Source organism: Kitasatospora sp. NBC_01300, from assembly GCF_041435235.1.
Lineage (GTDB): Bacteria > Actinomycetota > Actinomycetes > Streptomycetales > Streptomycetaceae > Kitasatospora.
Map to the genome: position 1 here is coordinate 6,397,086 of NZ_CP108408.1, position 25,255 is coordinate 6,422,340.

Below are 25,255 nucleotides of genomic sequence, written 5' to 3' on the forward strand. Positions count from 1 at the left end.
AAACGCGAGCGCGCACTCAGTCAACGTTCTCGACCAGGACGGCGGTGCCCTGACCGACCCCCACACACATGGTGGCGAGGCCGCGCCGGGCGTCGGTGCGGCGCATCCGGTGCAGCAGGGTGGTGAGGATGCGCGCGCCGGAGCCGCCCAGCGGGTGGCCGAGTGCGATCGCCCCGCCGCTCGGGTTGACCAGTTCGTCGGCCTGTTCGGGGGTGAATCCGATGCCGTCGGCGGAGGCCAGGGCCTGGGCGGCGAAGGCCTCGTTGAGTTCGGCGGTGTCGAGGTCGGCCAGCGACCAGCCGGCCCGGCCGAGCACCTTGCGGGTGGCCGGCACCGGGCCGATGCCCATCACGTCGGGGTGCACCCCGACGGAGGCGCCGGCCACGTACCGGCCGAGCGGCCGCAGTCCGAGGTCGCGCAGCGCCTCCTCGCCGACCAGGAGCAGCCCGGCCGCGCCGTCGTTCATCGGCGAGGCGTTGCCGGCCGTGACGGTGCCGCCGGGGCGGAAGGCGGGCTTGAGACGGGCGAGTTTCTCCAGGCTGGTGTCCTCGCGGATGCCCTCGTCCTGGCCGACCGTCACGCCGTCGGGGCGTTCGACCGGGATCAGCTCCGCGTCGAAGTGACCGTCCTTGCGGGCGGCGGCGGCCCGTTGGTGGCTGCGCAGCGCGAAGGCGTCCTGGCGTTCCCGGCCGATGCCGTACCGGCCGGCCACCTCCTCGGCGGTCTCGCCCATGCTGAGCACGCCGTGCAGTTCGGCCATCCGGGGGTTGGTGAGCCGCCAGCCGAGCCGGGTGTCGTAGGTCTCGATCCGGTGCGGGAGGGCCTCGTCGGGGCGGGGGAGGACGAAGGGGGCGCGGGTCATCGACTCGCAGCCGCCGGCCAGGACGACGTCGGCCTCGCCGGAGCCGATGGCCCGGGCGGCGAGGGTGACGGCCTCCAGCCCGGAGGCGCAGAGCCGGTTGACGGTGGCGCCGGGGACGGTCTCCGGCAGGCCGGCCAGCAGGACGGCCATCCGGGCGGCGTTGCGGTTGTCCTCGCCGGCCTGGTTGGCGGCGCCCCAGTAGACGTCGTCGATGCGGGCGGGGTCGAGGGCGGGGACGTCGGCGAGCAGGGCGCGCAGCACGGTGGCCGAGAGGTCGTCCGGGCGGACCGTGGCGAGCGCTCCGCGCAGTCGGCCGATGGGTGTGCGGCGGGCTGCGGCGAAGTAGACGGGACGCACGTCGTCGGGCTCCTATCCGGTTGAATCCGAGTGATCCGAGCAGTCAGGGTGATCCGAGCAGTCAGGGTGGTCCGAGCGGTCAGGACGGTCCGGGTGATCCCCGGGGTCCGGGCGGTCCGATCGGCCCTTCGTGGTTGCTCGGACGAGAGGGAACGGGCTGGTCAGAAGGCGTTGACCCCGGTGAGGGCGCGGCCGATGAGCAACTGGTGGATCTGGCTGGTGCCCTCGTAGAGGGTCATGACCCGCGCGTCGCGCAGGTACTTGCCGACCGGGTACTCGTCGATGAAGCCGTAGCCGCCGAACACCTGGAGCGCGTTGTTGGCGGCCCGGACGGCGGCCTCGCTCGCGTGGAGCTTGGCGACGGAGGACTCGGTGGCGAAGGGCAGGCCGCGTTCGATGTGGTCGGCGACCTTCCAGGTGAGCAGCCGGGCGGCCTCGACGTCGACGGCGATGCCGGCCAGCAGTTCCTGGACGAGCTGGTGCGAGGCGATCGGGCGGCCGAACTGCTCGCGCTCGCCGGCGTAGCGGACGGCGGCCTCCAGGCAGGCGCGGGCGATGCCGACGCAGCCCGCCGCGACCGACATCCGGCCCTTGGCGAGCGCGGACATCGCCACCCGGAACCCCTTGTCGAGCTCGCCGAGCCGCGCGCTGTCGGGCACCCGGACCCGGTCGAGGGCGAGTTCGGCGGTGGCCTGGCCGCGCAGGCCGAGCTTGCCGTGGATCTCGGTGCGGGTGAAGCCGGGCAGGTCGGTGGGCACCAGGAACGCGGTGATGCCCTTGTGGCCCTGCCGGTCGGGGTCGTCGCCGCCGGTGCGGGCGAAGACCAGGGCGACGTCGGCCCAGGTGCCGTTGGTGATGAACATCTTGGCGCCGCTGATCAGCCAGTCGTCGCCGTCCCGGACGGCACGGGTGCTGAGGTTGGCCGCGTCGGAGCCGGTGCCGGGTTCGGTGAGCGCGAAGCAGCCGAGCGACTCGCCCGAGGTGAGCCGGGGGAGCCAGTGCCGCTTCTGCTCCTCGGTCCCGTAGCCGTTGACGGACTTGGCGACCAGGCCGAGCGTGACCGAGACGATGCCTCGGACGGCCGAGTCGCCGCGGCCGAGCTCCTCCAGGACGAGGCAGTACGCGAGGTGGTCGCCGCCGCTGCCGCCGTACTCCTCGGGGATGGTGAGGCCGAGGAAGCCGAGCCCGGCCAGTTTGCCGATGATCGCGCGGTCGACGGACTCGGCGCGGTCCCACGCGGCGGCGTGCGGCACGATCTCGCGGTCGGTGAAGGAGGCGGCGAGGTCCCGGACGGCGCTCTGCTCCTCGGACAGCTCCAGGTTCACGGCGGCGGCTCCAGATCCATTAAACTAGCGCTGCAAGTTTTATGGAGGGACTGTAGCCCCGGCCGGCCCGCGCTGGGAAGGGGCGCCTGCCAGAATCGGTCCCCGCCCCACCCGACCGGAGGAACCGGAGGCAGCACCCCGATGGCCCGCCCGCGCACCCCGCTGCTCAGCCGCGAGCGCATCGTCGCCGCTGCTCTGCGGCTGATCGACGCCGAGGGCCTGGCGGCCCTCTCCACCCGCCGCCTCGCCACCGAACTGTCGGTCAGCGGTCCCTCGCTCTACAACCACGTCGCGACCAAGGACGAACTGCTGGACGCGGTGGTGGACAGCGTGATCGGCGAGGTCGACTTGTCGATGTTCGGCACTCCCGACGGCACTCGCGTCGGAACTTCCGACGGCTTGCCCGACGGCGCGCCCGACCGCTCGCCCACCGCTACGCCCCACCACGGGCCCACGCCCTGGCCGGACGCGCTGCGCGACTGGGCCCGCTCCTACCGCGCCGCCCTCGCCGCCCACCCCAACATCGTGCCGGTGCTCGCCCAGGGCCCGGGCCGCCGGCCGAACGCGCTGCGCCTGGCCGACGCGGTCTTCGGCCACCTGGTCGAGGCCGGCTGGCCGCGCGGCCAGGCCACCCGGATCGGCGCGCTGATGCGCTACTTCGTCACCGGCTCGGCGCTGGCCTCCTTCGCGGCCGGCTTCCCCGCGGACGCCGAGGTGTACGACGCGGCCGACTACCCGCACCTCGGCGAGGCGCACCGGCTGGCCGGGCACCGCGGGACGGTGGACGAGGGCGCCTTCGAGACCGGCCTGGAAGCACTGCTCGACGGGCTCGTCCTGCGCTTCGAGCGCCTCACCGAACGCTCCTAGACCCCGTTGCGGGCCTTCCCCCGTCCCGCTGCTTCCGCTGTTTCCGGAGTTTCCTCTCCCGCCGCCTCACCAGGGCTCGCGCGGCAGGAAGGCCGGCCGCAGCGACGGGTCCACCGGGTCGTAGTACCGGTGGTAGACGGGCGTGAGCCCGCCGGAGACCGGGGGCACGATCCAGCTCCAGTCCGCCGGGGTCGCCCGGCCGAGCCGCTTCTCCTGGGCGACGTGCCGGAGGAAGCGCTCGGACTCGGTGTGGTGGTCGGCGATCGTCACTCCGGCCTCCTGGAAGGAGTGCAGCACCGCGATGTTGAGTTCGATCAGCGCGCGGTCGCGCCAGAGCGTGCGCGCGCTGGAGGTGTCCAGGCCCAGGTGCTCGGCGACGGTGCCGAGCAGGTCGTAGCGGTCGGCGTCGGCGAGGTTGCGGGCGCCGATCTCGGTGCCCATGTACCAGCCGTTGAAGGGCGCGGCCGGGTAGCGGACGCCGCCGATCTCCAGCGTCATGTCGCTGATCGCGGGCACCGCGTACCAGCGCAGGCCCAGGCCGCCGAACCAGTCGTACGCGGGGTGGGTGAGCGGCACCTCCAGCGTGGTGTCGTCCGGCAGCTCGTACCAGTGCGGGTGCTCGTCGGGGCGTTCCTGGACGAGCAGCGGCAGCACCTCGAAGCGGTCCTCGGCGCACTTCCAGCCGAGGTCGCGGGCGCGGGCGGCGAGTGCGGTGCCGGCCGGGTCGCCGACGACGGCGTCGCCGACCCGGTGGCCGGCGTAGCGGACCAGCTGCTGGTTGACGATGCGGGCGGCCGGGCGGCCCGGGCGGTCGGGGGCGAACACCGAGACCACCGGGCGGATCCGTCCGCCGTTGCCGGCCAGCCGCAGGTGCTCGAAGCACTCGGCGGCGATGTCGTCGGCCGAGCCGAGGTGTCGCAGGTCGCGCACCACCAGGCTGCGCCAGTACAGCCGGCCGATGCAGCGGGCGGCGTTGCGCCAGGCGAGCTTGGCGCCGTAGGCGAGTTCGGCGGGGGTGTGCTCGTAGCTGCCGGTGCGCTCGATCTCGTCGAGGACGGCCCGTACCCGGGCATCCGGGGCCCCGGTGGCGGGCTGCTCGTGATGGAAGCGGCGGATGAACTCGGCGGCCTGCTCCGGGTCGGTGAACAGCGGCGGGGGCGGCGGCGTGGGCGATGGTGGGGGCGACGGCTGGGCCGCGGCGGCCGGGTGCCCGGCCGGGGCGTGGGCGTGGGCGTACGGGCAGCCGCCGGCGGGGGCGGCGGCTGGTCTGCGGGCGCGGAGCCGGTTGAAGATCAAGGACACATCCCTCCTGGCGAACAGGAGTACCGGAGGTGTCCGGGCCGCCGCAGGGAGTGAACGATTCGGCCCCCGCACCCGCGCTGATCGCGCTAGGGTGCGGGGGCCGATGGTCGGACTGTCGGATCAGCCCATGTCCTCCAGCCGGACGCCCTTGGTCTCCTTCATGAACTTCGCCACGAAGACGATCGACAGCGCCGCGAACGCCGCGTACACCAGGTAGGTCGCCGACAGGTTCCAGCGCGACATCGACGGGAACGACACGGTGATCGCCCAGTTGGCGATCCACTGCGCGGAGGCGGCGACGGACAGCGCGGCGGCCCGGATGCGGTTCGGGAACATCTCGCCGAGCATCACCCAGACGACCACGCCCCAGGACATCGCGAAGAACAGCACGAAGGCGTTGGCGGCGACCAGCGCGACGGTGCCCTGGAGGTCGGGCAGCGAGACGTTGTCGCCGCTGCCGGTGGCGGAGGAGAACGCCCAGCCGGCCGCGCCGAGCGCGACGGCCATGCCGGCCGAGCCGATCAGGGCGAGCGGCTTGCGGCCGATCCGGTCCACCAGCAGGATCGCGACCACGGTGCCGAGGATGTTGATGACCGAGCCGACGAAGCTGATCAGCAGCGAGTTGCTCTGGTCGATGCCGACCGACTGCCACAGGATCGACGAGTAGTAGAAGATCACGTTGATGCCGACCAGCTGCTGGAAGACCGACAGGCCGATGCCGACCCAGACGATCGGCAGCAGGCCGAAGCGCCCGCCGAGCAGGTCGCCGAAGCGGGGGCGGTGGTCGGAGGCGATCAGCGCCTGGACCTCGGCGATCCGGGCGTCGGTGTCGACGTCCTGGCCCTCGACCTGGGCGAGCACGGCGCGGGCGTCGTCCAGCCGGCCGGCCTGGATCAGGTAGCGCGGGGACTCGGGGATCACCGAGGCGAGGGTGAAGTAGACCGCGGCCGGGACGACGCAGATGCCGAGCATCCACTGCCAGGCCTCCAGGCCGAGCAGCTGGCCGCGGGTGTCGCCGCCGGCCGCGTTCGCCAGCAGCCAGTTGACCAGCTGGGAGATCGCGATGCCGAGCACGATCGCGGCCTGCTGGAAGGAGGCCAGCCGGCCCCGGTACTTGGTGGGCGCGACCTCGGCGATGTAGGTCGGGGCGATCACCGAGGCGATGCCGATGGCCGCGCCGCCGAGCACGCGCCAGAAGGCGAGGTCCCAGGCGGCGAAGGGGAGCATCGAGCCGACCGCGCTGACCGCGAACAGCAGCGCGCCCGCCTTCATGACCTTGATGCGGCCGTAGCGGTCGGCGAACCGGCCGGCCAGCGCGGCGCCGATCGCCGAGCCCAGCAGGGCGGAGGAGACGATCAGACCGGTCACGCCGTCGCCGACGCCGAACTTCTCCTGGATCCCGGAGACGGCGCCGTTGATCACGGAACTGTCGTAGCCGAACAGGAACCCGCCGAGGGCTGCGGCGGCGGTGATGAAGACGACGAAGCCGAGGCGGCCGGGCGCGGAGGCCTCGACCGCCCCGGAGGGCTGCTTGGTGACGCTCACGATCTTGACTCCTGGTACTCAACGCTGAGCTCGGTAGCCGAGATCGTAACCCTTATTCGTTTAAGTCTTGTACACCGGAAACCTCAATTTTTGCTCTGAGGATTCGTAAGGTGAACAAGCAAATTCGGCCACGCCGACCGTCCCTATGCCGCCGACCGCCCGTGTGCTGCAGGCCGTCCCTATGCCGCCGACCGCCCCTGTGCCGCAGGCCGCCCCTACGCCGGGGCGGACAGCGACAGCCCGAACCGGCCCTCCTCGTCCGTCCACCAGTGGCTCAGCCGCAGCCCGGCCGCCGCCAGCTCGGCGGACACCCGCTCCCGGCGGAACTTGGCGGACACCTCGGTGCGCAGCTCCTCGCCCCGGTCGAAGTGCACCGGCAGGTTCAGCGCCGGGATCTTCACGGTCTGCGCGCGCAGCGAGCGCAGCCGCATCTCGATCCACTCCCGGTCCGGGTCCCACCGCGCGACGTGCGCGAACGCGGTCGGGTCGAAGTCGGCGCCCAGCTCGCGGTTGAGCACGTTGAGCACGTTGAGGTTGAACTCGGCGGTCACCCCGGCCGCGTCGTCGTAGGCGGCGACCAGCACCGACGGGTCCTTGACCAGGTCGGTGCCGAGCAGCAGGAAGTCGCCCGGGTCGAGGGCGGCGCGCAGCCCGCGCAGGAAGGCCGCCCGCTCCTCGGGCAGCAGGTTGCCCAGGGTGCCGCCGAGGAAGGCGACCAGCCGGGGGCCGCCCTCCGGGGGCAGGCCGAGCCGGGCGGTGAAGTCGGCCAGCACGCCGTGCACGGCGAGCCCGGGGTACTCGGCGGCGAGCGCGACGCCGGCGGCGGTCAGCGCGCTCTCGCTGACGTCCACCGGGACGTACGTCTCCAGGGTGCCGAGCGCGCGCAGCGCGTCCAGCAGCAGCCGGGTCTTCTCGGAGGAGCCGGAGCCCAGCTCGACCAGCGTGCGGGCCCCGGTGGCGGCGGCGATCTCGCCGGCCCGGGCGGTCAGGATGGCCCGCTCGGCGCGGGTCGGGTAGTACTCCGGCAGCCGGGTGATCTCCTCGAACAGCTCGCTGCCCCGCGCGTCGTAGAACCACTTCGGCGGCAGCCACTTGGGTTCGGAGGTCAGGCCGTGCTGCACGTCGTGGCGCAGCGCGCTGCTGAAGTGGTCGGCGGGCAGCAGCCGGGTGAGATCAAATGTGTCCATGACAGGGTGGGTCCTCTGTTCAGAAGATGAAGGGGCGGTGGAGGATCAGTAGTGACCGAGGAGCTGACGGACGGTGACGCCGCGCTCGTCGACCACCACCAGCGAGCGGTCCGGGACGGCCGTCCAGCCGGGGGCGTCGTCGTACGGCTCGGAGGCCACCACCGTGCCGAGCCCGGGCAGGTCGCGGTGGTGCAGGGTGTCGCCCCAGGCGGTCGCGGCGAGCGTGCGGCCGTCGGTGAGCAGCAGGTTGAGCCGGCCGGTGGTGTGCGCGGTGACGTCCGCGACGGTGCCCGCCAGCGCCTCGCCGAGCCCGGCCCCCGCCCGCAGCCGGTGCAGGACCAGGGCCCACAGCAGCGCCGAGTCGGAGCGTGCCTCCAGCTCCAGCAGCTCGGCCGGCGGGAGCAGGGCGGCCAGCGCGTCCAGCTTGCCCGGCCAGCCCGCCACCACGCCGTTGTGGCTGAACAGCCAGCGCCCGGCCGCGAACGGCGCCGCCGCGCTCTCGCCCGCCGCGCAGCCCTCGGTGGCGGAGCGGACCGCCGCCAGCAGTGCCCGGGTGCGGATCACCCGGGCGAGGTCGGCGAACGCGGCGTCCGCCCAGATCGGCCCTTCCCGGCGGTAGCGGGCCGGCACCTCGTCGCCGTCCGCGTACCAGCCGAGGCCGAAGCCGTCCGCGTTGACGGTGCCGTACTGCTGCACCCTGGGCGCCCAGGACTGCCGGTACAGGCCGTGCGGCGGGTGCACCAGGAGCTCCCGCGGCGCCACCGGCTCACCCAGGTAGGCGAGGTGGCGGCACATCAGGCCACCTCCAGGTCGCGGGCGGTGCGGAACCCGGCGAAGATCTGCCGCCGGACGGGGTAGTCCCAGTTGCGGAAGGTGCCCCGGCAGGCCACCGGCGCCACCGCGAAGCAGCCGCCGCGCAGCACCTTGTACTCGGGTCCGAAGAAGACCTCCGAGTACTCCTGGTAGGGCCAGGCCCGGAACCCGGGGTAGGGGCGGAAGTCGCTGGCCGTCCACTCCCACACGTCGCCGATCAACTGCCGTACGCCGTACGGGGACTCGCCCGCCGGGTAGCCGCCGGCCGGGGCCGGGCGCAGGTGCCGCTGCCCGAGGTTGGCGTGCTCGGCTCCGGGGGCCTGGTCGCCCCACGGGTAGCGGCGGGAGCGGCCGCTCGCCGGGTCGTGCCGGGCCGCCTTCTCCCACTCCGCCTCGGTCGGCAGCCGCCGTCCGGCCCACCGGGCGTAGGCGTCCGCCTCGTACCAGCTGACGTGCAGGACGGGCTCGTCCGCCGGGACGGGCTCCACCGTGCCGAACCGGCGCCGCAGCCACTGGCCGCCGTCCAGGCGCCAGAACAGCGGGGCGGTCAGGTCGGCCCGCCGCCGGTGCTCCCAGCCCTCGGGCGTCCACCAGCGCGGCTCGTCGTAGCCGCCGTCCGCGATGAACCGCTGGTACGCGGCGTTGGTGACCGGCGTGGTGTCCAGCAGGAAGGCGGGCAGCTCGACCACGTGCGCGGGGCGCTCGTTGTCCAGCGCCCACGGCTCGGTGTCGGTGCCCATCGTGAACGGCCCCGCGGGGACGAGCACTTCGGCGGGCAGCGTGGCCGCGTCCGCCGGGGCGGGCGGTGGCGGGGGAGCGGCCAGCGCCGGCTCCCCCGGGCGGAGCTGGTGGGTGATCAGCATCGTCTCGTCGTGCTGCTGCTCGTGCTGGGCGATCATCCCGAACGCGAACCCGGCGTCCAGCAGCGGCGCCCCCTCCAGCGGACTGGCCGCCAGCAGGTCCAGCACCCGGCCGCGCACCTCGTGCGCGTACGCCCGGGCCTCGGCGGGCGCCAGCAGCGGCAGGCTCGGCCGCTCGGCCCGGGGGTGCTGGAAGGCGTCGTACAGCGGGTCGATCTCCGGGTGCATCGGGTCGCGGCCGCCGACGTTGCGCAGCAGCCAGAGTTCCTCCTGGTTGCCGATGTGCGCCAGGTCCCAGACCAGCGGGGACATCAACGGCGAGTGCTGGGCGGTGAGGTCGCCGTCCTCGACGCAGTCGGTGAGCGCGGCGGTGCGGGCGCGGGCGGCCAGCAGCTCGGCCGCGATGGTCTCGCGCAGCTCCTCGGTGCCCGCCGCCGGGGCGGCAGGGGGGCGGACGTCGGTCATGGTGCGGCCTCCTCCGGAGGAGTGCGTCGGGTGCCGGAGCGCAGGGCGTCCAGCTGGTCGTCGGCCGGGCAGCGGCCGCGAGCGGGGTAGCGCTCGGCGAACTCGGCGACGGTGGCGCGCAGCCGGCCGGCGCCGGGCAGGCGGCCCAGCGCGGCGTCGGCGGCGGCGAAGCAGGTCAGGGTGGCGCGGCGCAGCTCGGGATCGGTGACGGCCAGCGTCGCGGCCCGGCGCCAGACGTCGCTGCGCGGCGGGCGCGGACCGTCCGGGCGGCCCAGGGGCTCCAGCGCGGCGAGCGCGGCCTCGGCGGCCAGCGGGTCGTCCAGCAGCGTGGTCACCAGGGCGGTGGGCACCACCCAGCCGTCCCCGGGCTGGGCGTCGATCATGCGCAGCTCCAGGTGGCCGCGTGGGCGCACCGGCGGGAACAGGGTGGTCCGGTGGTAGTCCAAGTCGGCCAGCGTGGGCGGGCGTTCGCCGCCGCCGCGGACCCAGTCGCGGAAGGTCAGGCCGGGCGGGGCCGTCCACGGCAGCCCCTCGGGGCGGCGCACGCACAGCACCTCGGCGTCCAGCACGTACTGGGCCCAGGCCTCGCCGGGGTCGCCGTGGTCCGGCTCCGGGGCGAGCGTGCGGGTCGGGTCCATCCGGGACCAGACGGTCTGCCGGGTGGAGCGGTGGCCGGTCGGCCTGCCGTCCAGTAATGGGGAGTTGGCGAAGGCGGCGACCAGGACCGGGCCGAGCAGGTGGGTCAGTCGCCAGCGGCGCTCCACCGCGTGCGGGCCGTCCGTGTCGCCGGCGTCCAGGCACACCTGCACCGAGGCCGTGCCGGTCATCATGATCCGGCCCCAGGGGCCGGCGGAGTCGAAGAACCGCTCCATCGCGAGGTAGCGGGGGTGGTCCAGGACCATCCGGCGGGGGCGGGCCAGCGGGTCCGTCCCGGTGCCGGTGAGGCGCAGGCCCTGTGCCGCGAAGGCGGCCCGCAGGGCGGTCAGATCGCGTCGGGTGTCCTCGACGCAGGCCAGGAGGCCGGTGGCGGGCGGGGAGCTGAGCTCGACCTGCCCGCCGGGTTCGAGCGTGAGCCGCGAGCCGGAGGGGAGCGAGGCTCCGTCCGGGCCGCCCAGTGGCAGCGACTCCAGTGCGGCGTGGACCAGTTCCGGTCGGACGGGCTTTCCGGGACATCGGTCGTCGTGGACGAACCACTCGACCTCGACGCCCACCAACCGGGGCGGTCCGATCTTGAAGCAGACGCCCGATACGTGGCTGAGCGCCCCCGACTCGGTCAGCGGGGTCACCCCCGGCGGGGGCGCTGGGGGGCTCTGCCGGTCGGGCGGAGTGGTGCGGGATGTCGGTATCACCGGACTTACCATCCTCGGGGTCAGGATTGCGGCCCGAACTACCCTGCCCAGTCTGCTACGGAGCATGCGGGGGCGCTTCGCAAATATCGCGTGAACGTTCGTTTCTGCAGGTCAGGGGTGGCGCGATTGGGTGAATCCGGGGATCCGGGGCGGCATTCCGGGCGTGCGCGGGGGTGTCGGGCGGGGTCTGCGCAGGCTGCCGGGCGGGGTGGCCCGGCGGTTCGGTCACCGCCGGTCCAGGCGCTCCAGGCGCTCCAGGACGGCGTCCAGCACCGGGCCCGGCAGGGCGTAGTTCAGCCGCAGCGCGCCCCGGCCGCCGGGGCCGAACTCGGTGCCGTCCGAGGCCTCCAGGCCGCAGCGCTCCAGCAGCGCCCGGCGGGCCCCGTCCGGCGGCAGTCCCAGGGCGGCGGCGTCCAGCCAGAGCAGGTAGGAGGACTGCGGCGCGGAGCGGACGGCGGGCCCCAGCCGGCCGGTGAGCCGGGCGCGGGCGGCGGCGAGGTGGGCGAGCAGCGCGTCCAGCCACGGCCCGCCCTCGGCCAGCGCCGCCCGCTGGACGGTCTGCTCCAGCAGGCCGCCCTCCCAGAGGCCGAAGCCGGCCAGCACCTCGGTGAACCGGGCGCGCAGGCCCGGATCGGGGACGAGCGCGAAACTGCTCGGCAGGCCGGAGCAGTTGAAGGTCTTGCCGACCGAGTTCAGGGTGACCACCCGGGGCCGGAGCGCCGCGTCGACGGTGGCCACCGCCACCGGGTGGACGTACCCGGGGTGGGTCAGGTCGCCGTGCACCTCGTCCGAGACCAGCAGCGCGCCGACCTCCGCCGCCCGCTCGGCGAGGGCGCGCAGGTCGGCGGCCGGCCAGACCCGGGCGGAGGGGTTGTGCGGGCTGCTCAGCAGGACGGCTCCGGCCGGGTGGGGGAGCGGACCGTCCGGGAGCCGGTAGCCGTCCGGGCCGGCGGTCAGGGGCAGTTCCCGGTACGGGAGGCCGGCCGCCCGGCACAGCTGGGCGAAGCCGCCCCACTCCGGCGTCGGGAACAGCACCGGCGCCTGCGGGCGCACGGTCTCCAGCAGCAGGCGCAGGGCGGTGCGCGGGCCGCAGGGCAGCAGCAGCACCCAGTCCGGATCCACCTCGACGCCGTGCCGCGAGCGGTACCAGCGGGCCACCAGCGCCCGCCCGGCCGGGTCGCACACCGTGTACCCGTACGCGCGGTGGCGGGCCCGGTGCTCCAGCGCGGCGGCCACGGCCCGCGGCCCGGGCAGGTCCATGTCCGCCAGGCCCATCGCGATCACCCCGGGTGCCCCCGCGCGGGCCCACTTGCTGCTGCCCGTTCCGGTCCGGTCGAAGGGGGCCGCGAAGCCGAACGCGTCCGGTGCGGTGGTGGGCATGACGGCCTCCGGTGGTCGGGGGTGCGCCGCCACGCTAGAGCCGGACGGGTCCCGGCCGCCACCGGCCGTGTGGTCACCCGCTCGCCGGCCCGACCCCGCCGCCCAGGTGCGCCGCCAGCCCCCGCCGCCCCCGGCGCATCATCACCGCGTGGTTGGCCCGGAACAGCGGGTGCAGGGGCAGGGCGAGGCGGCGCAGCAGGGGTTTGCCGGGGCGGGTGTCCTCCTCGAACAGCACGCGGCTGCCCGGCCCGTCCGGGGTGACGGTGAACCGCGACCAGCCGGTGAGATCGCCCCGCATGGTCGCCTCCAGCACTCCGGCGGCCGGGTCGCGCCGTCGCGCCTCCAGGCGGATCACCAGCCGGTACGGCAGCAGCGCGCGCACCACGAGGTCCCCGGACTCCTCGCCGGTCTGTCGGACTTCGAGGACCTCGGGCCACCACAGCGGGTAGCTCCGTACGTCCTCCAGTGCCGCGTACACGTCGGGCGCCGGCGCCGCGAGTCGCCACGTGCCCCGGAAGCGGTAGTGGTTGGGGTCCACGCGCCCCACCCTAGGGCGCCCCGGTCCGGGGCCGGCCCGTTTCGGTCGGGTTCCCTCGCCGACGGCCGGGCCCCACGGTGGCCCGGCCGTGTACGGGACCGGTTCCGGTGAGACGGGAGGGGAACGCTCCGTAAACGTCGCATGCCAGGAGGGAGGTGTTCCGCTTGCAGCCGTTCGGGGTGCAGGGGAGGATCTTGTGTGCTTGTAGTCTCGTCTGTCACAGCAGTTGTCGCGAGGCACTGCATCCCCGGAAAACGGAGTGAAGGAGTCACAGGCATGCGGCGACCGAGCTGGGTACCGGAGGGCACGGACCTGGACAAACCGAACGCCGCGCGGGTCTACGACTACTACCTGGGGGGCTCGCACAACTTCGAGGTCGACCGGGAGATGGCGCGCAAGGCGATGGCCCTGTGGCCGGAGCTGCCGCAGATCATGCGCTCCAACCGGGCCTTCCTGCGACGGGCCGTGTCCTACCTGGCCGAGCGCGGCGTCACCCGCTTCCTGGACATCGGCTCCGGCATCCCGACCTTCGGCGCGGTGCACGAGATCGCCCGCGCGATCCGCCCCGAGGCGACGGTCCTCTACGTGGACCGGGACCCGGTCGCCGTCGCGCACAGCCGCCTGCTGCTGGAGGACGACCCCGGCAGCGAGGTCGTCCAGGCCGACCTGCGCGACGTCCACGACCTGCTGGCCCGCCCCGAGGTGGCCGCGCTGCTGGCGCAGGGCGAGCCGGTGGCCGTCCTGCTGGTCGCCGTCGCGCACTTCGTCACCGACGACGAGGACCCGTGGAAGCTGATCGGCACGCTGCGTGACGCGCTCCCGCCCGGCAGCGCGCTCGTCCTCTCGCACGCCTCCCTGGACGGCCGCCCGGACCAGGCGGAGGACCACCAGGAGCTCTACCGCAGGACGCCGACCCCGCTGACCATGCGCACCCACGAGCAGATCAGCGGGATGTTCGCCGGCTTCGAGCTGGTCGAACCGGGCGTGGTCTACCTGCCGCAGTGGCGCCCGGACCAGCCGGAGACGGTCGGCGAGCACCCCGAGCGGATGTCCGGGGTGGCGGGCGTGGGGTTCCGCCCTTGAGCAGACGGATCGGGCGGGTGACCGACGGCCGCGGGCTCCGCGAAGCGGCCGCCGGTCACCCCGCCGTGCCCGCCACGCGGACCACCGCGCCCCCCGCCCGGACCGCCGCCCGCGGCGGCCACCCCGCAGCGCCGACCGCGCGCACCCGGGTGGACGCATGAGCGCCGCCCCGGTGTCCGGCAGCGCCGAGCGGTTCCACGAGGCCTGGGCGCGACTGCTCTCCGCCGACCACGGCACGGCCGTCCACCCCGGGCTGCTCGGCCGCCTCATCGCCCGGACCGCCGCCCTGCTCCACCGCGCGCAGCTGGGCGAGCCGTTCGAGCCCCGGCTGGCCGAGCAGGCCGGCGCGGAACTGGTCGACGCGCACTTCACCGACCCGGTGGTGCTGGCCCGGGCGGTGGAACTGCTCCAGGCACAACCGCTCGGCGACGACCGCGGCCCGGCCCTGACCGGCGCCTTCGCGGCCGGCTGGGCCGCCGCCCTGCGCGAGCGCACGCTGCGGGAGCAGGAGGCGATCCGCACCGCCGCCGACACCGCCCGCAAGGAGGCCGAGCGGGCACTGCGCGCCTCCGAGGCCCGGTTCCGGGCGCTGTTCGAGAGCGCCGCCATCGGGATCGGCATCGGCGACACCGACGGCAACATCCTGGCGGTCAACAAGGCGCTCCAGGAGCTGTTCGGCGCGAGCCCGGAGGACATGACCGGCCGCCGGGTCGGCGATCTCGTCCACCCCGAGGACACCCCGGGCGTGTGGGAGGCGTACGAGGAGCTGATCGGCGGCAAGCGGGACTACTTCCAGTTCGACAAGCCGTACTACCGCCAGGACGGCGAGGTGGTCTGGACCCATCTGACCGTCTCGCTGATCCGCGACGACGACGGCGTCCCGCAGTACCAGGTCGCGATGCTGGAGGACGTCACCGACCGCTACCGGCTCCAGGAGCGGCTGCGCCACCAGGCCACCCACGACCCGCTGACCGGCCTGCCGAACCGGGCGGCCTTCTTCGAGCGGCTGGAGAAGCTGTTCGAGGATCCGGACCCGGGCGCCAGGTTCGGCCTCTGCTACGTCGACCTCGACGGCTTCAAGGTGGTCAACGACAGCCTCGGCCACGACACCGGGGACCAGTTGCTGTCCGCCGTGGCGGCCCGGCTGAAGGCCGCGCTCAACCCGCTCGGCCACCTGGTGGCCCGGCTCGGCGGCGACGAGTTCGTGGTGCTGCTGGAGAACTGCCGGGGCGAGCAGGAGGCCGTCGCGGCGGCGAAGACGGTGCTCAAGGCGCTGGCCGGGCCGGTGCTGATCGGCGACCACAAGCTGGCCGTGGGCGCGAGCGTCGGCGTGCTGGAGCGGCGGGTGTCCACCACCACCCCGGGCGCGGCCGTCCGGGCCGCCGACCTGACGCTGTACCGGGCCAAGGAGGCCGGCCGCGGCCGTTGGACGCTGTTCGACCCCAAGGAGAACGCCCGCGCGGTCAGCCGCTACGCGGTGTCGGTGCGGATGCCGGCCGCCCTCGACCGGGGCGAGTTCTTCATCGACTACCAGCCGCTGTACGCGCTGGCGGACGGCCGGCTGGCCGCGGTGGAGGCGCTGGTGCGCTGGCGCCACCCGCAGCTCGGCGTGCTCGGCCCGGACGAGTTCGTGACCACCGCCGAGGAGACCGGGCTGATCATGCCGCTCGGCCGCTGGGTGCTGGAGCAGGCCTGCGGCCAGGCCGCGGACTGGGTCAAGCGCTTCGGCGACGCCGCGCCGCAGCTGAACGTCAACCTGGCGGTCCGCCAGGCGCGCAGCGCGGCGCTCGTCACCGACCTCGGCCGGATCCTCGACACGACCGGCCTCGAACCGGCCAGGCTGCAACTGGAGATCACCGAGTCGACCGTGGTCGGGCCCGAGGACGAGGCGCTGCGCACCCTGCACGGGCTGGTGGACCTCGGCGTGTCGCTGGCCGTGGACGACTTCGGCACCGGCTGGTCCAACCTCGCGTACCTGCGCGACCTGCCGGTGTCCGGGCTGAAGATCGCCGGTTCCTTCGTCGGCGACCTGCACGATCCGGAGAAGGACGAGTCCACCGGGTGGCGGATCGTCAGCGGCCTGGTGTCGATGGCGCACGCGCTCGGGCTGACCGTCACCGCCGAGGGCGTGGAGACCCGCAAGGACGCCGAACGGCTGCGGACCATCGGCTGCGACTGGGCGCAGGGCTGGCACTTCGGCCGCCCGGTGCGGCCGGGCGAGATCGCCCGTCGGATCGCCGAGGAGCCCCGGGGGCGTCCGGTCGGGGGCTGACGCGTCGGGGGCTGACGCGTGGGGGCTGACGCGTCGGGGGCGTCGGCTCCGCGGCCGAAGGGGGCAGGGCCGGGCAGGTGGGGGAGGCCCGCGGCGGCGTTCGGCGGCGGTCGTGCAACCGCTCGGTCGCGTTCCGGAGAATCGGCCAACACCACGGCCCCGCCATGCGGGATGATGGCGCGTCAAAATCACCACCCGGGGCCGTGCGGCGCGCGGCTACGGCCCCGCGCCGGCCCCGGGAAGCGGGGAGGAGAGCGCCGCCATGGCCACACCGGAGGACGCCGGCCCGGCCGACGACGACCGACCGGGCCCCTGGTCGGAGAGCGGCCCCGGGGCCCGGCCCGAGCCCTCGACCAGGGCGGACCGGCGGCCGTGGGGGCGGCGCCTCGGTGTCGTGCCGGATCGGCCGTCCCGGCTCGGCGCCGTCCCGCGCACCCGGACGGACCCCGACGCCGCGACCGGGCGGGAGCCGGACGGCGGGGCCCGCTTCGACCCGGAGGCCCCGACCAGGGTCCAGCGGGCCGCGCCGGAGCGGGTCGACCCGGAGGCCCCCACCAAGGTGCAGCGGCGCGCGGGCGCCGGGCGTGCCGCCGCCCCCGGCTGGGCCGACAACGTCGGCCCCGGGCCCAGCCGGAGCGGCGGGGGCCCCGTGGTCGGGGTGCCAGGGAGCGGGACATCGAAGGGCGGGGTGCCGGAGGGTGCGGAGCCCACCGGCGGACGGTTCGCGGGCGCTTTCCCCGACGTCCTGCGCGGCCGCTTCGACCCGCTCGGCGTGGCCGGCTCCGGCACCGAGGGCACCGTCTGGCACGTCCGGCGCACCGACGACGGCGGCGAGGCCGCGGTGAAGGTGACGGCCGCCGGCCAGTCCATGGACGCCGACCTGCTCGGCTACCTGCGCAACGACGACTACCGCCGCCACGTCCCGCACATCGTCGACTTCGGTCGGGTCGGCCACCACGGTGCCGAACTCGACTGGGTGGCCATGGAGTACCTGCCGGTCACCCTCGCCGACCACTTCGCCGAACTGCGCGAGCGCGGCCGGCCCACCGACCCGCGGGAGGCCGAGCGGATCGTCTACGAGCTCGTCGCCCTGCTCGACTTCTGGCAACGCCGGATCGAGCGCAACCCGCTGGACTTCAAGCCGGCCAACGTCCTGGTCCGCCCCGGCCGCGCGCCCGGGGAGTTCGTGATAGCCGACTTCGGCGGCGTCGCCCGGCTCACCGCCAGCCGCCGCTTCACGCCCGAGACGATCGTCACCATCCCGTACATGGCCCCCGAACTCCTGGCCGGCCGCAACCACGAGGCCGGGCCCTGGTGGGCGCTCGGCAACGTCCTGTACGAGCTGTTCACCGGCCGCCCCCGCTTCCTCGGCGCGGACGGCCTGCTGATCAGCGACGAGGTGCTTCAGCTGGAACTGGTCCTGGGGGACGAGGTCGACCTCTCCGCCCTCGCCGACCCCCGCCAACTGCTGCTCCTCCAAGGGCTGTTCACCAAGAACCCGGAGGACCGCTGGACCGCCCCGCAGGTCCGCAGCTGGCTGGCCGGCGGCAGCCCCGCGGTGGTCCGGCGGCAGACCCGGGCCGACACCGGCCGCACCCACCGGCCGATCACCTTCTTCGGCTCCCCCTTCACCGACCCGGCCAAGCTCGCCGAGGTCCTGCTCCGGCGCTCCGGCGACGCGGCCCGCTGGCTCTCCGCCGGGGGAGCGGAGCGGCTGCGCGACTGGCTGCGCGACGACGTCCAGGACAACGTCTTCGACCTGCACCACCTGACCGACGTCGCCCGGGCACCCGGCTCCCGCCGCGACGCCGTGGCCGCCCTCTCGGTGCTCGCCTTCGGCGCCGCCTTCGCCCCCTCCGCCACCCCCCACTACCTCGACCGCCCGATCGACACCCCCGGGCTGGAGCGCATCGCCACCGAGCCGGACGGCGCCGCGTTCATCGACGCGCTGGTCCGGGTCGGCGCCCCGGCCGTCGCCGCCCGCTACGACTGCTTCCACCCCGAGTGCTCCGGCGAACACTGCTCCCGACTGCTCGCCCTGGCCCGACTCCCGGACGTCCTGGCGGAAGTGGACCGTGCCGCCCGCACCGTCGGCGGCGGCCGGCGGGGCGGTGACGGGCTCAGCCCGCAGGAGCGCGAGGAGGCACACCGGCTGGTGGTGTGGCTGAGCGTGCGCCCCGAGGAACGCGACCGGCTGCTCGGCCGGCTCTCGCCGCTGCCCACCGCCCTGCACCGGCTGCCGCTGCCCGAACGGGTGGCGGAGCTCGCCGCCCTGGTCGCGGCGGTGGTGGTGGACGCGGCCCTGGCCGCCGGCTCCGGGATCCGCACGGCCGTACGCGCCGCGGTGCGCCGGCCCGCGCCGGACCCGACCGCCGCACCGGAGGCGGTCCGGCGCCGCTGGTCGGCGCTGCGGCGGCGGGCGGTGGGCGCCGACCCGGGGGACGACGCCGGGCGCGCGGCCCTGGTCGCCGCCGAGACGCTGCGCCCGCGAGGCCGGAGCCGGGGCGAGCGGCCCGATGGTGCGGAGGGCCGGGAGAGCCGGGCCGGCCGGGACAGGTGGCTGGGACGGCTGTGGCAGGGCGGGCGTGAACGGACACCGGTGGACTGGGCGGCCGGGCTGCGGGCGTGGTGGCCGCACGCCCGGACCGGCCTGCCGCGCCGGGCGGGCGCCGTACTGCTGCTGTTCCTCGCGCTCGGGCTGCTGCTGTGGGCGGGGGCGGTGTTCCGCTACCCCGTCGAGGCCGGGGTCCGGCTCAGGATCTCGCCGGACGGCGCCTTCGGCGGGCCGTTGAAGAAGGCCGGCGAGCACGCGGCCCAGCAGGTGGTCGGCCAACTGGGGGCGGCGCTGGTCGCCGCCGCCGTCCTGGCCTTCTTCCCCGCCCGGGTGGGCCTCGGCACGGCCGCCCTGACCGGCGTCGGGGCCTTCGCCATCGGCTACCTGCGGCTCGGACCGCCGATGACGGGCCTGGAGATGCCGCGACCGGTGGCCGAGCGGGTGGTCATGTTCGAGGGCGGGATGGGCAGTTGGGCCGGCCTCGCGGCGGTGGCGGCGACCCTGGCGTCGTTCGCGCTGATCGAGCGCGCGGCGGACCGGCTGTTGAAGCCCGCGCACGAGGCCCGGCGGCAGGCTCGGGAGGCCTGGCGGCGGCTCGCCGGGCGGGGCGCGGTGGCGCGGTGGGACGGCAAGCAGTGGCGGACGGGCCCCGTGGGCGCCCGTGACCGCGCGCTGTTCGCGCTCGGTAGCACCGGCGTGCTGGCCCTGCTGCTGTGGGCGGCGGTCGAGGTGCGGCTGGCGGCCACCGGGCACCACCCGACGCCGGCCTCCTGGGGGACCGGCCAGACCGGCGCGGCCTACCAGTCCGGGTTCGTCGTCCTGCTGGCCGTCGTCTCCCTCGCGAGCACCCTGGGGACGCCGGGCACCGCCCGGGCGCTCCTCGGCTGCTGGATCCCCGCCACCCTGGTGCTCGGCGCCTGGCCCGGACCGCTCGGCCCGGTCGAGGCGCTGCGGATCCCGGTGCTCCAGGGGCAGTTCGCGGCCGTCGCGGAGTTCTGGGGGCACGGCGCGTTCTGGGCCGCGCTGCTGGTCGCGCTCCCGCTCGCGGCGTACGGGGTGCTGCGCACCGTCCGGGTGCAGCGGGCGGGTGCGGGGGCGAGGGCGGGTGCGGGGGTGGGCGGCTGACGGTCCGGCCGTCATCCGGTCCGGCCGTCAGCCGGCTCAGCCGACCAGCCGGGACAGTTCGATCGAGTGCCCGGTCCGCTCCACCTTCGCCCGCAGGTAGCGCACGTTGCTCGCGGACAGGTGCACGCCGGTCGGCACCCGCCGCCGCACGGTGATCCCGAGGTCGGCCAGCTGCTGCGCCTTGTCCGGGTTGTTGATCAGCAGATCGATGCCGGTGGCGCCGAGGGTGGTGAGCATCTGGGCGGCGGCGGTGTAGTCCCGGCCGTCCTCGGGCAGGCCGAGCGCCGTGTTGGCGTCGTACGTGTCCAATCCGGAGTCCTGCAAGGAGTAGGCCTCCAGCTTGTTGTAGAGCCCGATGCCCCGGCCCTCCTGCCGCAGGTACAGCAGGTAGCCGCCGGCCTCGGTGATCCGCTCGACCGACTCGCGCAGCTGCGGGCCGCAGTCGCAGCGGTCCGAGCCGAAGACGTCGCCGGTCAGGCACTCCGAGTGCAGGCGCACCAGCGGCGTCCCGCCCTCCGGCACCTCGCCGAACGCGAGCGCCAGGTGCTCGGCGCCGTCGGCGAGGTCGTGGAAGGTGAAGGCCTCCGCCTCGGCGCGGTAGCCGTCGGAGAAGGTCAGCGGGATGCGCACACGCGAGCGCACCGTGGCGGGACCGGGCTGCGGCATGGGTGGGCCTCCGTCGATGAGGAGATGGGTCGGCGAACCGACGAACCGATGGGGTCGAGCGGGGCGGGCCGGGCGGCCCGGGGTGGAGCGGATGTCGATGACCGTACTCGTTAGTTCCAATTTGAACAACTAAATACTGTCCGTGATCATTGCGGCTACGGACCGTGGTTCAGCCGGGCTCCGTGCGGACGCGAGGGCGCCGGTGGATCGTACGGTCCGCGAGGCGTGGGGGTTTCAGCATGTGGATGCGTCGGGAGCCGGACCGTGGACACTGCGAGGATTCCCCCGTTTCCTGGGCACGGGAATGCCTCGCGAACGAGCACCGACGACCACGGAAGGTCCTGATCAGATGCCCACAACCCCTCCCGCCGCCACCTCCCCGACCTCCTTCGACGCCGAGCAGCGCGTGATCGAGGCGCTCTACGCGGACGTGGTCCGCCGGAACAGGGGTGAGACGGAGTTCCACCAGGCGGTCCACGAGGTCCTGGAGACCCTCGGGCCGGTGCTCGCCCGCCGCCCCGAGTTCGTCGACGCCCGGATCATCGAGCGGATCTGCGAACCCGAGCGGCAGCTCATGTTCCGGGTGCCGTGGACGGACGACTCCGGCGACATCCACGTGAACCGGGGCTTCCGGGTGGAGTTCAGCAGCGTCCTCGGCCCGTACAAGGGCGGGTTGCGCTTCCACCCCTCGGTGAACCTCGGCATCGTCAAGTTCCTCGGCTTCGAGCAGATCTTCAAGAACGCGCTCACCGGGCTGTCGATCGGCGGCGGCAAGGGCGGCTCCGACTTCGACCCCAAGGGCCGCTCGGACGCCGAGGTCATGCGGTTCTGCCAGTCCTTCATGACCGAGCTGTACCGCCACCTCGGCGAGCACACCGATGTCCCCGCCGGGGACATCGGCGTCGGCGGCCGGGAGATCGGCTACCTGTTCGGCCAGTACAAGCGGATCACCAACCGCTACGAGAGCGGTGTGCTCACCGGCAAGGGCCTCGGCTGGGGCGGCGCGCAGGCCAGGACCGAGGCGACCGGCTACGGCTGCGTGCTGTTCACCGCCGAGATGCTGCACAGCCGCGGCGAGAGCCTGGACGGGCGCCGGGTCGTCGTCTCCGGCTCCGGCAACGTCGCCATCTACGCGATCGAGAAGGCGCAGCAGCTCGGCGCGACCGTGCTCACCTGCTCCGACTCCACCGGCTACGTGGTGGACGAGAAGGGCATCGACCTCGCGCTCCTCAAGGAGGTCAAGGAGGTCCGCCGCGGCCGGGTCGCCGACTACGCCGAACTGCGCGGCAGCCACGCCCGGTTCGTCGAGGGCCCGGGCGTGTGGAGCGTGCCCTGCGACGTCGCGCTGCCCTGCGCCACCCAGAACGAGCTGACCGAGACGGACGCGCTGGCCCTGGTGCGGGGCGGGGTGCTGGCGGTCGCCGAGGGGGCCAACATGCCCACCACCCCGGAGGCGGTCCGGGTGTTCCAGGAAGCCGGGGTGGCCTTCGGCCCGGGCAAGGCGGCGAACGCGGGCGGCGTCGCCACCAGCGCCCTGGAGATGCAGCAGAACGCCTCGCGCGACTCCTGGACCTTCGCCCGCACCGAGGAGCGGCTGGCCGGGATCATGAAGCACATCCACGACTCCTGCTTCACCACCGCCGAGCGCTACGGCCACCCGGGCGACTACGTGGTGGGCGCGAACATCGCCGGCTTCGAGCTGGTCGGGGACGCGATGCTGGCCCAGGGCCTGATCTGAGCCCTGCCGCCCGCCACCCGGCGATCGGTACCCGACCGGATCGGGCACCGATTGTCGGGTGCGGCAGGGTGGGTCCTTCCTACGGTGGTGATCAGTAAGGGAAGGACGGGGTCGGAGTGCTGGAACACCTGAACCGGGCGATGGAGCACATCGAACGGAACCTGGACCAAGAAGTCGAGGTCGCCGAGCTGGCCCGGATCGCGATGACGTCGGAGTACCACTTCCGACGGCTGTTCTCGATGCTCTCCGGGATGCCGCTGTCGGACTACGTCCGGCGCCGGCGGCTGACCGTCGCCGGGGCCGAAGTCCTCGGCGGGGAGCGGACGTTGCTGGAGGTCGCGATCCGGTACGGCTACACCTCGGGGGAGGCGTTCGCCCGGGCGTTCCGGGCGATGCACGGGGTCGGGCCCGGTGAGGCCCGGCGCGAGGGCGCGGTGCTCAAGTCCCAGCCCCGGATGTCCTTCCGACTCGTCGTGGAGGGAAGCAGCAGCATGGAATACCGGATCATCGAGCAGCCGGACTTCCGGATCATCGGTCGGCGGGCGCGGGTCCCGCTGGTGCACGAGGGGGTGAACCCGGCCATCGCCTCGTTCATCAAGGGGCTCGGCCAGGAGACCGTCGACCGGATCTCGGCGCTCTCGGGCCGTGAGCCGGAAGGCATCCTCTCGGTCACCGAGTTCTTCTCGGAGAGCCGCGAGGAGGGTGTCGAACTCGACTACTACCACGCGGTGGTGGCGGACGCGGACACCGTCGTCCCGGACGGCCTGGACGTTCGGGAGGTGCCGGCGGGGACCTGGGCGGCCTTCTCCAACACCGGGACCTTCCCGAAGGCCCTCCAGGAGATGTGGCGGGACGTCTTCACGCAGTGGTTCCCGTCCAACCCGTACGAGTTCCGGCCGGGGCCGGAGATCCTGCGGACCCGGTTCCTGCCGGACGGCCAGGCGGAAGCCCAGCTGTGGATCCCGGTGGCACGGGCGCTGCGCTGACGGGCGGCCGCTGACGACTGACAGCTGACAGCTGACAGCTGACAGAAAACAGATGACAGAAAACAGATAACAGATTTCGAAATCTGTTATCTGTCATCTGTCAGTTGTTCGCCCGCCCCCGTTCGGCCCAGCAGCGCCCGCACCCGTCCTCCCCCGCCCGCATGCTGGGGCGGGGGAGGACGGGGGATCGCAGCCGCTACCCGAGGAGTGGGATCACCGATGGCCAAGGCATTCGGCTTCGTCGACTACGGCGGTCCGGAGACACAGGAGTTCCTGGACCGCCCGGTGCTGGAGCCCGGCCCCGGGCAGCTGGCGATCGCGGTCGGTGCGGCCGGGGTGAACCCGGTGGACTGGAAGATCCGCACGGGCCTGCTCGGCCGGGAGCGCGAACTCCCCGCCGTCATGGGCCAGGAGGCCTCGGGCGTGGTCCTACAGGTCGGCCCCGGGGTCACCGGGTTCACCCCGGGCGATGAGGTGTTCGGCCTCGCGGCCGCCGGCGCCTACGCCGAACAGACGCTGCTGCGCGCCGAGTTGAGCGCTCTCAAGCCCGAGGGTGTCGGCTTCGACCAGGTCGCGGTCCTGCCCGTCTCGGCGGCCACCGCGGACGACGCCGTCCGTGACCTCGGCCTCGGCGCGGGCCGGACGCTGCTGATCCTCGGCATCGCCGGCGGTGTCGGCAGCGCGGCCGCCCAGATCGCCCGCAGTCGCGGCCTGACCGTCCTCGGCACCGCGAGCGACGCCAACCACGCGTACGTGGAGTCCCTCGGCGCGGTGCCGGTCCGCTACGGCGACGGCGTCGTCGAACGGATCGCGGCCGCGGCGCCCGACGGCGTCGACGGCATCCTCGACCTGGTCGGCGGCGACGCCCTGCGGGCCGCCGCCCCCGTGCGCACGGATCGTACGGAGCTGGTCAGCACCGCCGACCCGGCCACCGTGGCGGAACTCGGCGGCCGCTACATCACCCGCTCCACGACGTCCGAGTCCCTGTCCGCGCTGGCGGCCCTGGTCGCCGCCGGTGAGCTGGACCCGCACATCACCGGCCGCTACCCGCTGACCCGGGTCGCCGAGGCGCTGGCCTTCGTCGAGTCCGGCCACGCCAGCGGCAAGGTGGTCATCGAAGTCGCTTGATCCGAGCCAAGAGTGACGATCAGTCAGTGAAGACCGAGAGATCGAGAACCGAGAGAAGAAGTCGAGAGAAGAAGCCATGAAGCAGAACTCCGTGACCATCGGCGGCCCCTGCTGGGTCGAGCTGGGCACCTCCGACCCGGCCGCCGCCAGCACCTTCTACAGCGAGTTGTTCGGCTGGCGGGCCGAGTCCGATGTGCGCCCCGAGGCCAACGGCTACACCCAGATGTTCCTCGGTGACGCCCCGGCGGCCGCCGTCAGTCCGCGGTTCGCGCCGCAGCAGCCCATCGCCTGGTCGACCTGCTTCGCGGTCACCGACACCGACGCCACCGTCGCGAAGGTCGAGGACGCCGGCGGCAAGGTCCTGAAGGAGCCCACCGACGCGTCCGACCTCGGCCGCTTCGCGGTGGTCGGGGACAGCTCCGGCGCGGTCTTCCTGCTCTGGCAGGCCCGCGCGTTCGCGGGCGCCGGGGTGTTCAACGAGCCGGGCGCGCTCGGCTGGGTGGAACTGCTCACCCGCGACCCGGCCGGTGCGAACGCCTTCTACCCGGCGGTCTTCGGCTGGTCCGTCAGCCCGTCCGAGCAGTACACCCAGTGGGGCCTGCGCGGCGAGGACTTCGGCGGCATGCTGGTGATGGACGACCGCTTCCCGCCGCAGGTGCCGCCGCACTGGCTGCCGTACTTCTCGGTCGCCGACGTCGACAACACCGTCGCCCGGGCGAGCGGCCTCGGCGCGGACGTGCTGATGGCGGCCACCGACGTGCCGGGCGGCCCCCGGATCGCCGTGCTGCGCGACCCGCAGGGCGCGTCGTTCGGCGTCTACCTGGCCGGCACCGAGGGCTGACCCGCCGGAGGC

At 74.2% G+C, this 25,255-nt stretch carries 19 protein-coding genes; 8 read left to right on the forward strand and 11 right to left on the reverse strand.

The genetic code is table 11. The features are described 5' to 3' along the window. Nucleotides 1-16 precede the first annotated feature (16 nt). Together OG556_RS28010 and OG556_RS28015 are read right to left on the reverse strand one after the other, a co-directional pair. Entirely contained in the window at nt 17-1,219 is a 1,203-nt protein-coding gene (locus OG556_RS28010; RefSeq protein ID WP_063350054.1) for an acetyl-CoA C-acyltransferase, read from the reverse strand. A 161-nt stretch (nt 1,220-1,380) separates the two neighbouring features. Then, on the reverse strand, nt 1,381-2,544 hold the full coding sequence (locus OG556_RS28015) for an acyl-CoA dehydrogenase family protein (RefSeq protein ID WP_371520853.1): 1,164 nt from the start codon (nt 2,542-2,544) through the stop codon (nt 1,381-1,383). A 141-nt stretch (nt 2,545-2,685) separates the two neighbouring features. Here OG556_RS28015 and OG556_RS28020 point away from each other — a divergent pair, with 141 nt between their 5' ends. Then, complete coding sequence (locus OG556_RS28020; protein WP_371520856.1) at nt 2,686-3,411, forward strand: TetR/AcrR family transcriptional regulator; 726 nt, start codon at nt 2,686-2,688, stop codon at nt 3,409-3,411. A gap of 66 nt (nt 3,412-3,477) precedes the next feature. Here OG556_RS28020 and OG556_RS28025 read toward each other — a convergent pair whose 3' ends face one another. From OG556_RS28025 to OG556_RS28060, 8 genes are all read right to left on the reverse strand, one after another. After that, nucleotides 3,478-4,713, reverse strand: a complete 1,236-nt coding sequence (locus OG556_RS28025; RefSeq protein ID WP_371520858.1) for a nitric oxide synthase oxygenase — start codon at nt 4,711-4,713, stop codon at nt 3,478-3,480. Between the two features lie 120 nt (nt 4,714-4,833). Continuing rightward, nucleotides 4,834-6,261: a sugar porter family MFS transporter gene (locus OG556_RS28030; protein WP_371522936.1), complete on the reverse strand. Its 1,428-nt coding sequence runs from the start codon at nt 6,259-6,261 to the stop codon at nt 4,834-4,836. 212 nt (nt 6,262-6,473) lie between these two features. Beyond that, nucleotides 6,474-7,445 carry an L-histidine N(alpha)-methyltransferase gene (gene egtD, locus OG556_RS28035; protein ID WP_363616848.1) on the reverse strand — a complete coding sequence of 324 codons (972 nt, stop codon included), beginning with the start codon at nt 7,443-7,445 and terminating at the stop codon, nt 6,474-6,476. Nucleotides 7,446-7,490: 45 nt separating this feature from the next. Next, nucleotides 7,491-8,240 carry an ergothioneine biosynthesis protein EgtC gene (gene egtC / locus OG556_RS28040; RefSeq protein ID WP_371520861.1) on the reverse strand — a complete coding sequence of 250 codons (750 nt, stop codon included), beginning with the start codon at nt 8,238-8,240 and terminating at the stop codon, nt 7,491-7,493. After that, nucleotides 8,240-9,583 carry an ergothioneine biosynthesis protein EgtB gene (gene egtB / locus OG556_RS28045; protein WP_371520864.1) on the reverse strand — a complete coding sequence of 448 codons (1,344 nt, stop codon included), beginning with the start codon at nt 9,581-9,583 and terminating at the stop codon, nt 8,240-8,242. Before egtB ends, egtC begins: the two co-directional genes overlap by 1 nt. Further along, nucleotides 9,580-10,869, reverse strand: coding sequence for an ergothioneine biosynthesis glutamate--cysteine ligase EgtA (egtA, locus tag OG556_RS28050; protein ID WP_371520867.1), 1,290 nt, complete (start codon nt 10,867-10,869; stop codon nt 9,580-9,582). Before egtA ends, egtB begins: the two co-directional genes overlap by 4 nt. A gap of 288 nt (nt 10,870-11,157) precedes the next feature. Next, the gene (locus OG556_RS28055; protein WP_371520870.1) at nt 11,158-12,312 is read right to left on the reverse strand and encodes an aminotransferase class I/II-fold pyridoxal phosphate-dependent enzyme; all 1,155 of its coding nucleotides are present in this window, start codon (nt 12,310-12,312) and stop codon (nt 11,158-11,160) included. 73 nt (nt 12,313-12,385) lie between these two features. Then, nucleotides 12,386-12,850 carry an SRPBCC family protein gene (locus tag OG556_RS28060; RefSeq protein ID WP_371520873.1) on the reverse strand — a complete coding sequence of 155 codons (465 nt, stop codon included), beginning with the start codon at nt 12,848-12,850 and terminating at the stop codon, nt 12,386-12,388. Between the two features lie 276 nt (nt 12,851-13,126). On the opposite strand from OG556_RS28060, the gene OG556_RS28065 reads away from it, so the two are divergent. The 3 genes from OG556_RS28065 (at nt 13,127) to OG556_RS28075 (ending at nt 19,884) form a co-directional block, all read left to right on the forward strand. Next, nucleotides 13,127-13,933, forward strand: coding sequence for an SAM-dependent methyltransferase (locus OG556_RS28065; RefSeq protein ID WP_371520875.1), 807 nt, complete (start codon nt 13,127-13,129; stop codon nt 13,931-13,933). Between the two features lie 157 nt (nt 13,934-14,090). Continuing rightward, nucleotides 14,091-16,205 (forward strand): putative bifunctional diguanylate cyclase/phosphodiesterase, encoded by a 2,115-nt coding sequence (locus tag OG556_RS28070; RefSeq protein ID WP_371520878.1) that lies wholly within the window; start codon nt 14,091-14,093, stop codon nt 16,203-16,205. A 262-nt stretch (nt 16,206-16,467) separates the two neighbouring features. Continuing rightward, on the forward strand, nt 16,468-19,884 hold the full coding sequence (locus tag OG556_RS28075; RefSeq protein WP_371520881.1) for a hypothetical protein: 3,417 nt from the start codon (nt 16,468-16,470) through the stop codon (nt 19,882-19,884). A 36-nt stretch (nt 19,885-19,920) separates the two neighbouring features. Here OG556_RS28075 and ribA read toward each other — a convergent pair whose 3' ends face one another. After that, nucleotides 19,921-20,550 (reverse strand): GTP cyclohydrolase II, encoded by a 630-nt coding sequence (gene ribA, locus OG556_RS28080; RefSeq protein WP_371520884.1) that lies wholly within the window; start codon nt 20,548-20,550, stop codon nt 19,921-19,923. A 349-nt stretch (nt 20,551-20,899) separates the two neighbouring features. Here ribA and gdhA point away from each other — a divergent pair, with 349 nt between their 5' ends. The 4 genes from gdhA (at nt 20,900) to OG556_RS28100 (ending at nt 25,243) form a co-directional block, all read left to right on the forward strand. After that, complete coding sequence (gene gdhA / locus OG556_RS28085; protein WP_371520887.1) at nt 20,900-22,288, forward strand: NADP-specific glutamate dehydrogenase; 1,389 nt, start codon at nt 20,900-20,902, stop codon at nt 22,286-22,288. A 116-nt stretch (nt 22,289-22,404) separates the two neighbouring features. Beyond that, a complete protein-coding gene (locus OG556_RS28090) occupies nt 22,405-23,274 on the forward strand; it encodes a GyrI-like domain-containing protein (RefSeq protein ID WP_371520890.1) in 870 nt (289 codons plus the stop codon). 219 nt (nt 23,275-23,493) lie between these two features. Then, on the forward strand, nt 23,494-24,402 hold the full coding sequence (locus tag OG556_RS28095; protein ID WP_371520893.1) for an NADP-dependent oxidoreductase: 909 nt from the start codon (nt 23,494-23,496) through the stop codon (nt 24,400-24,402). 76 nt (nt 24,403-24,478) lie between these two features. Then, nucleotides 24,479-25,243 (forward strand): VOC family protein, encoded by a 765-nt coding sequence (locus OG556_RS28100; protein ID WP_371520896.1) that lies wholly within the window; start codon nt 24,479-24,481, stop codon nt 25,241-25,243. Nucleotides 25,244-25,255: the final 12 nt, after the last annotated feature.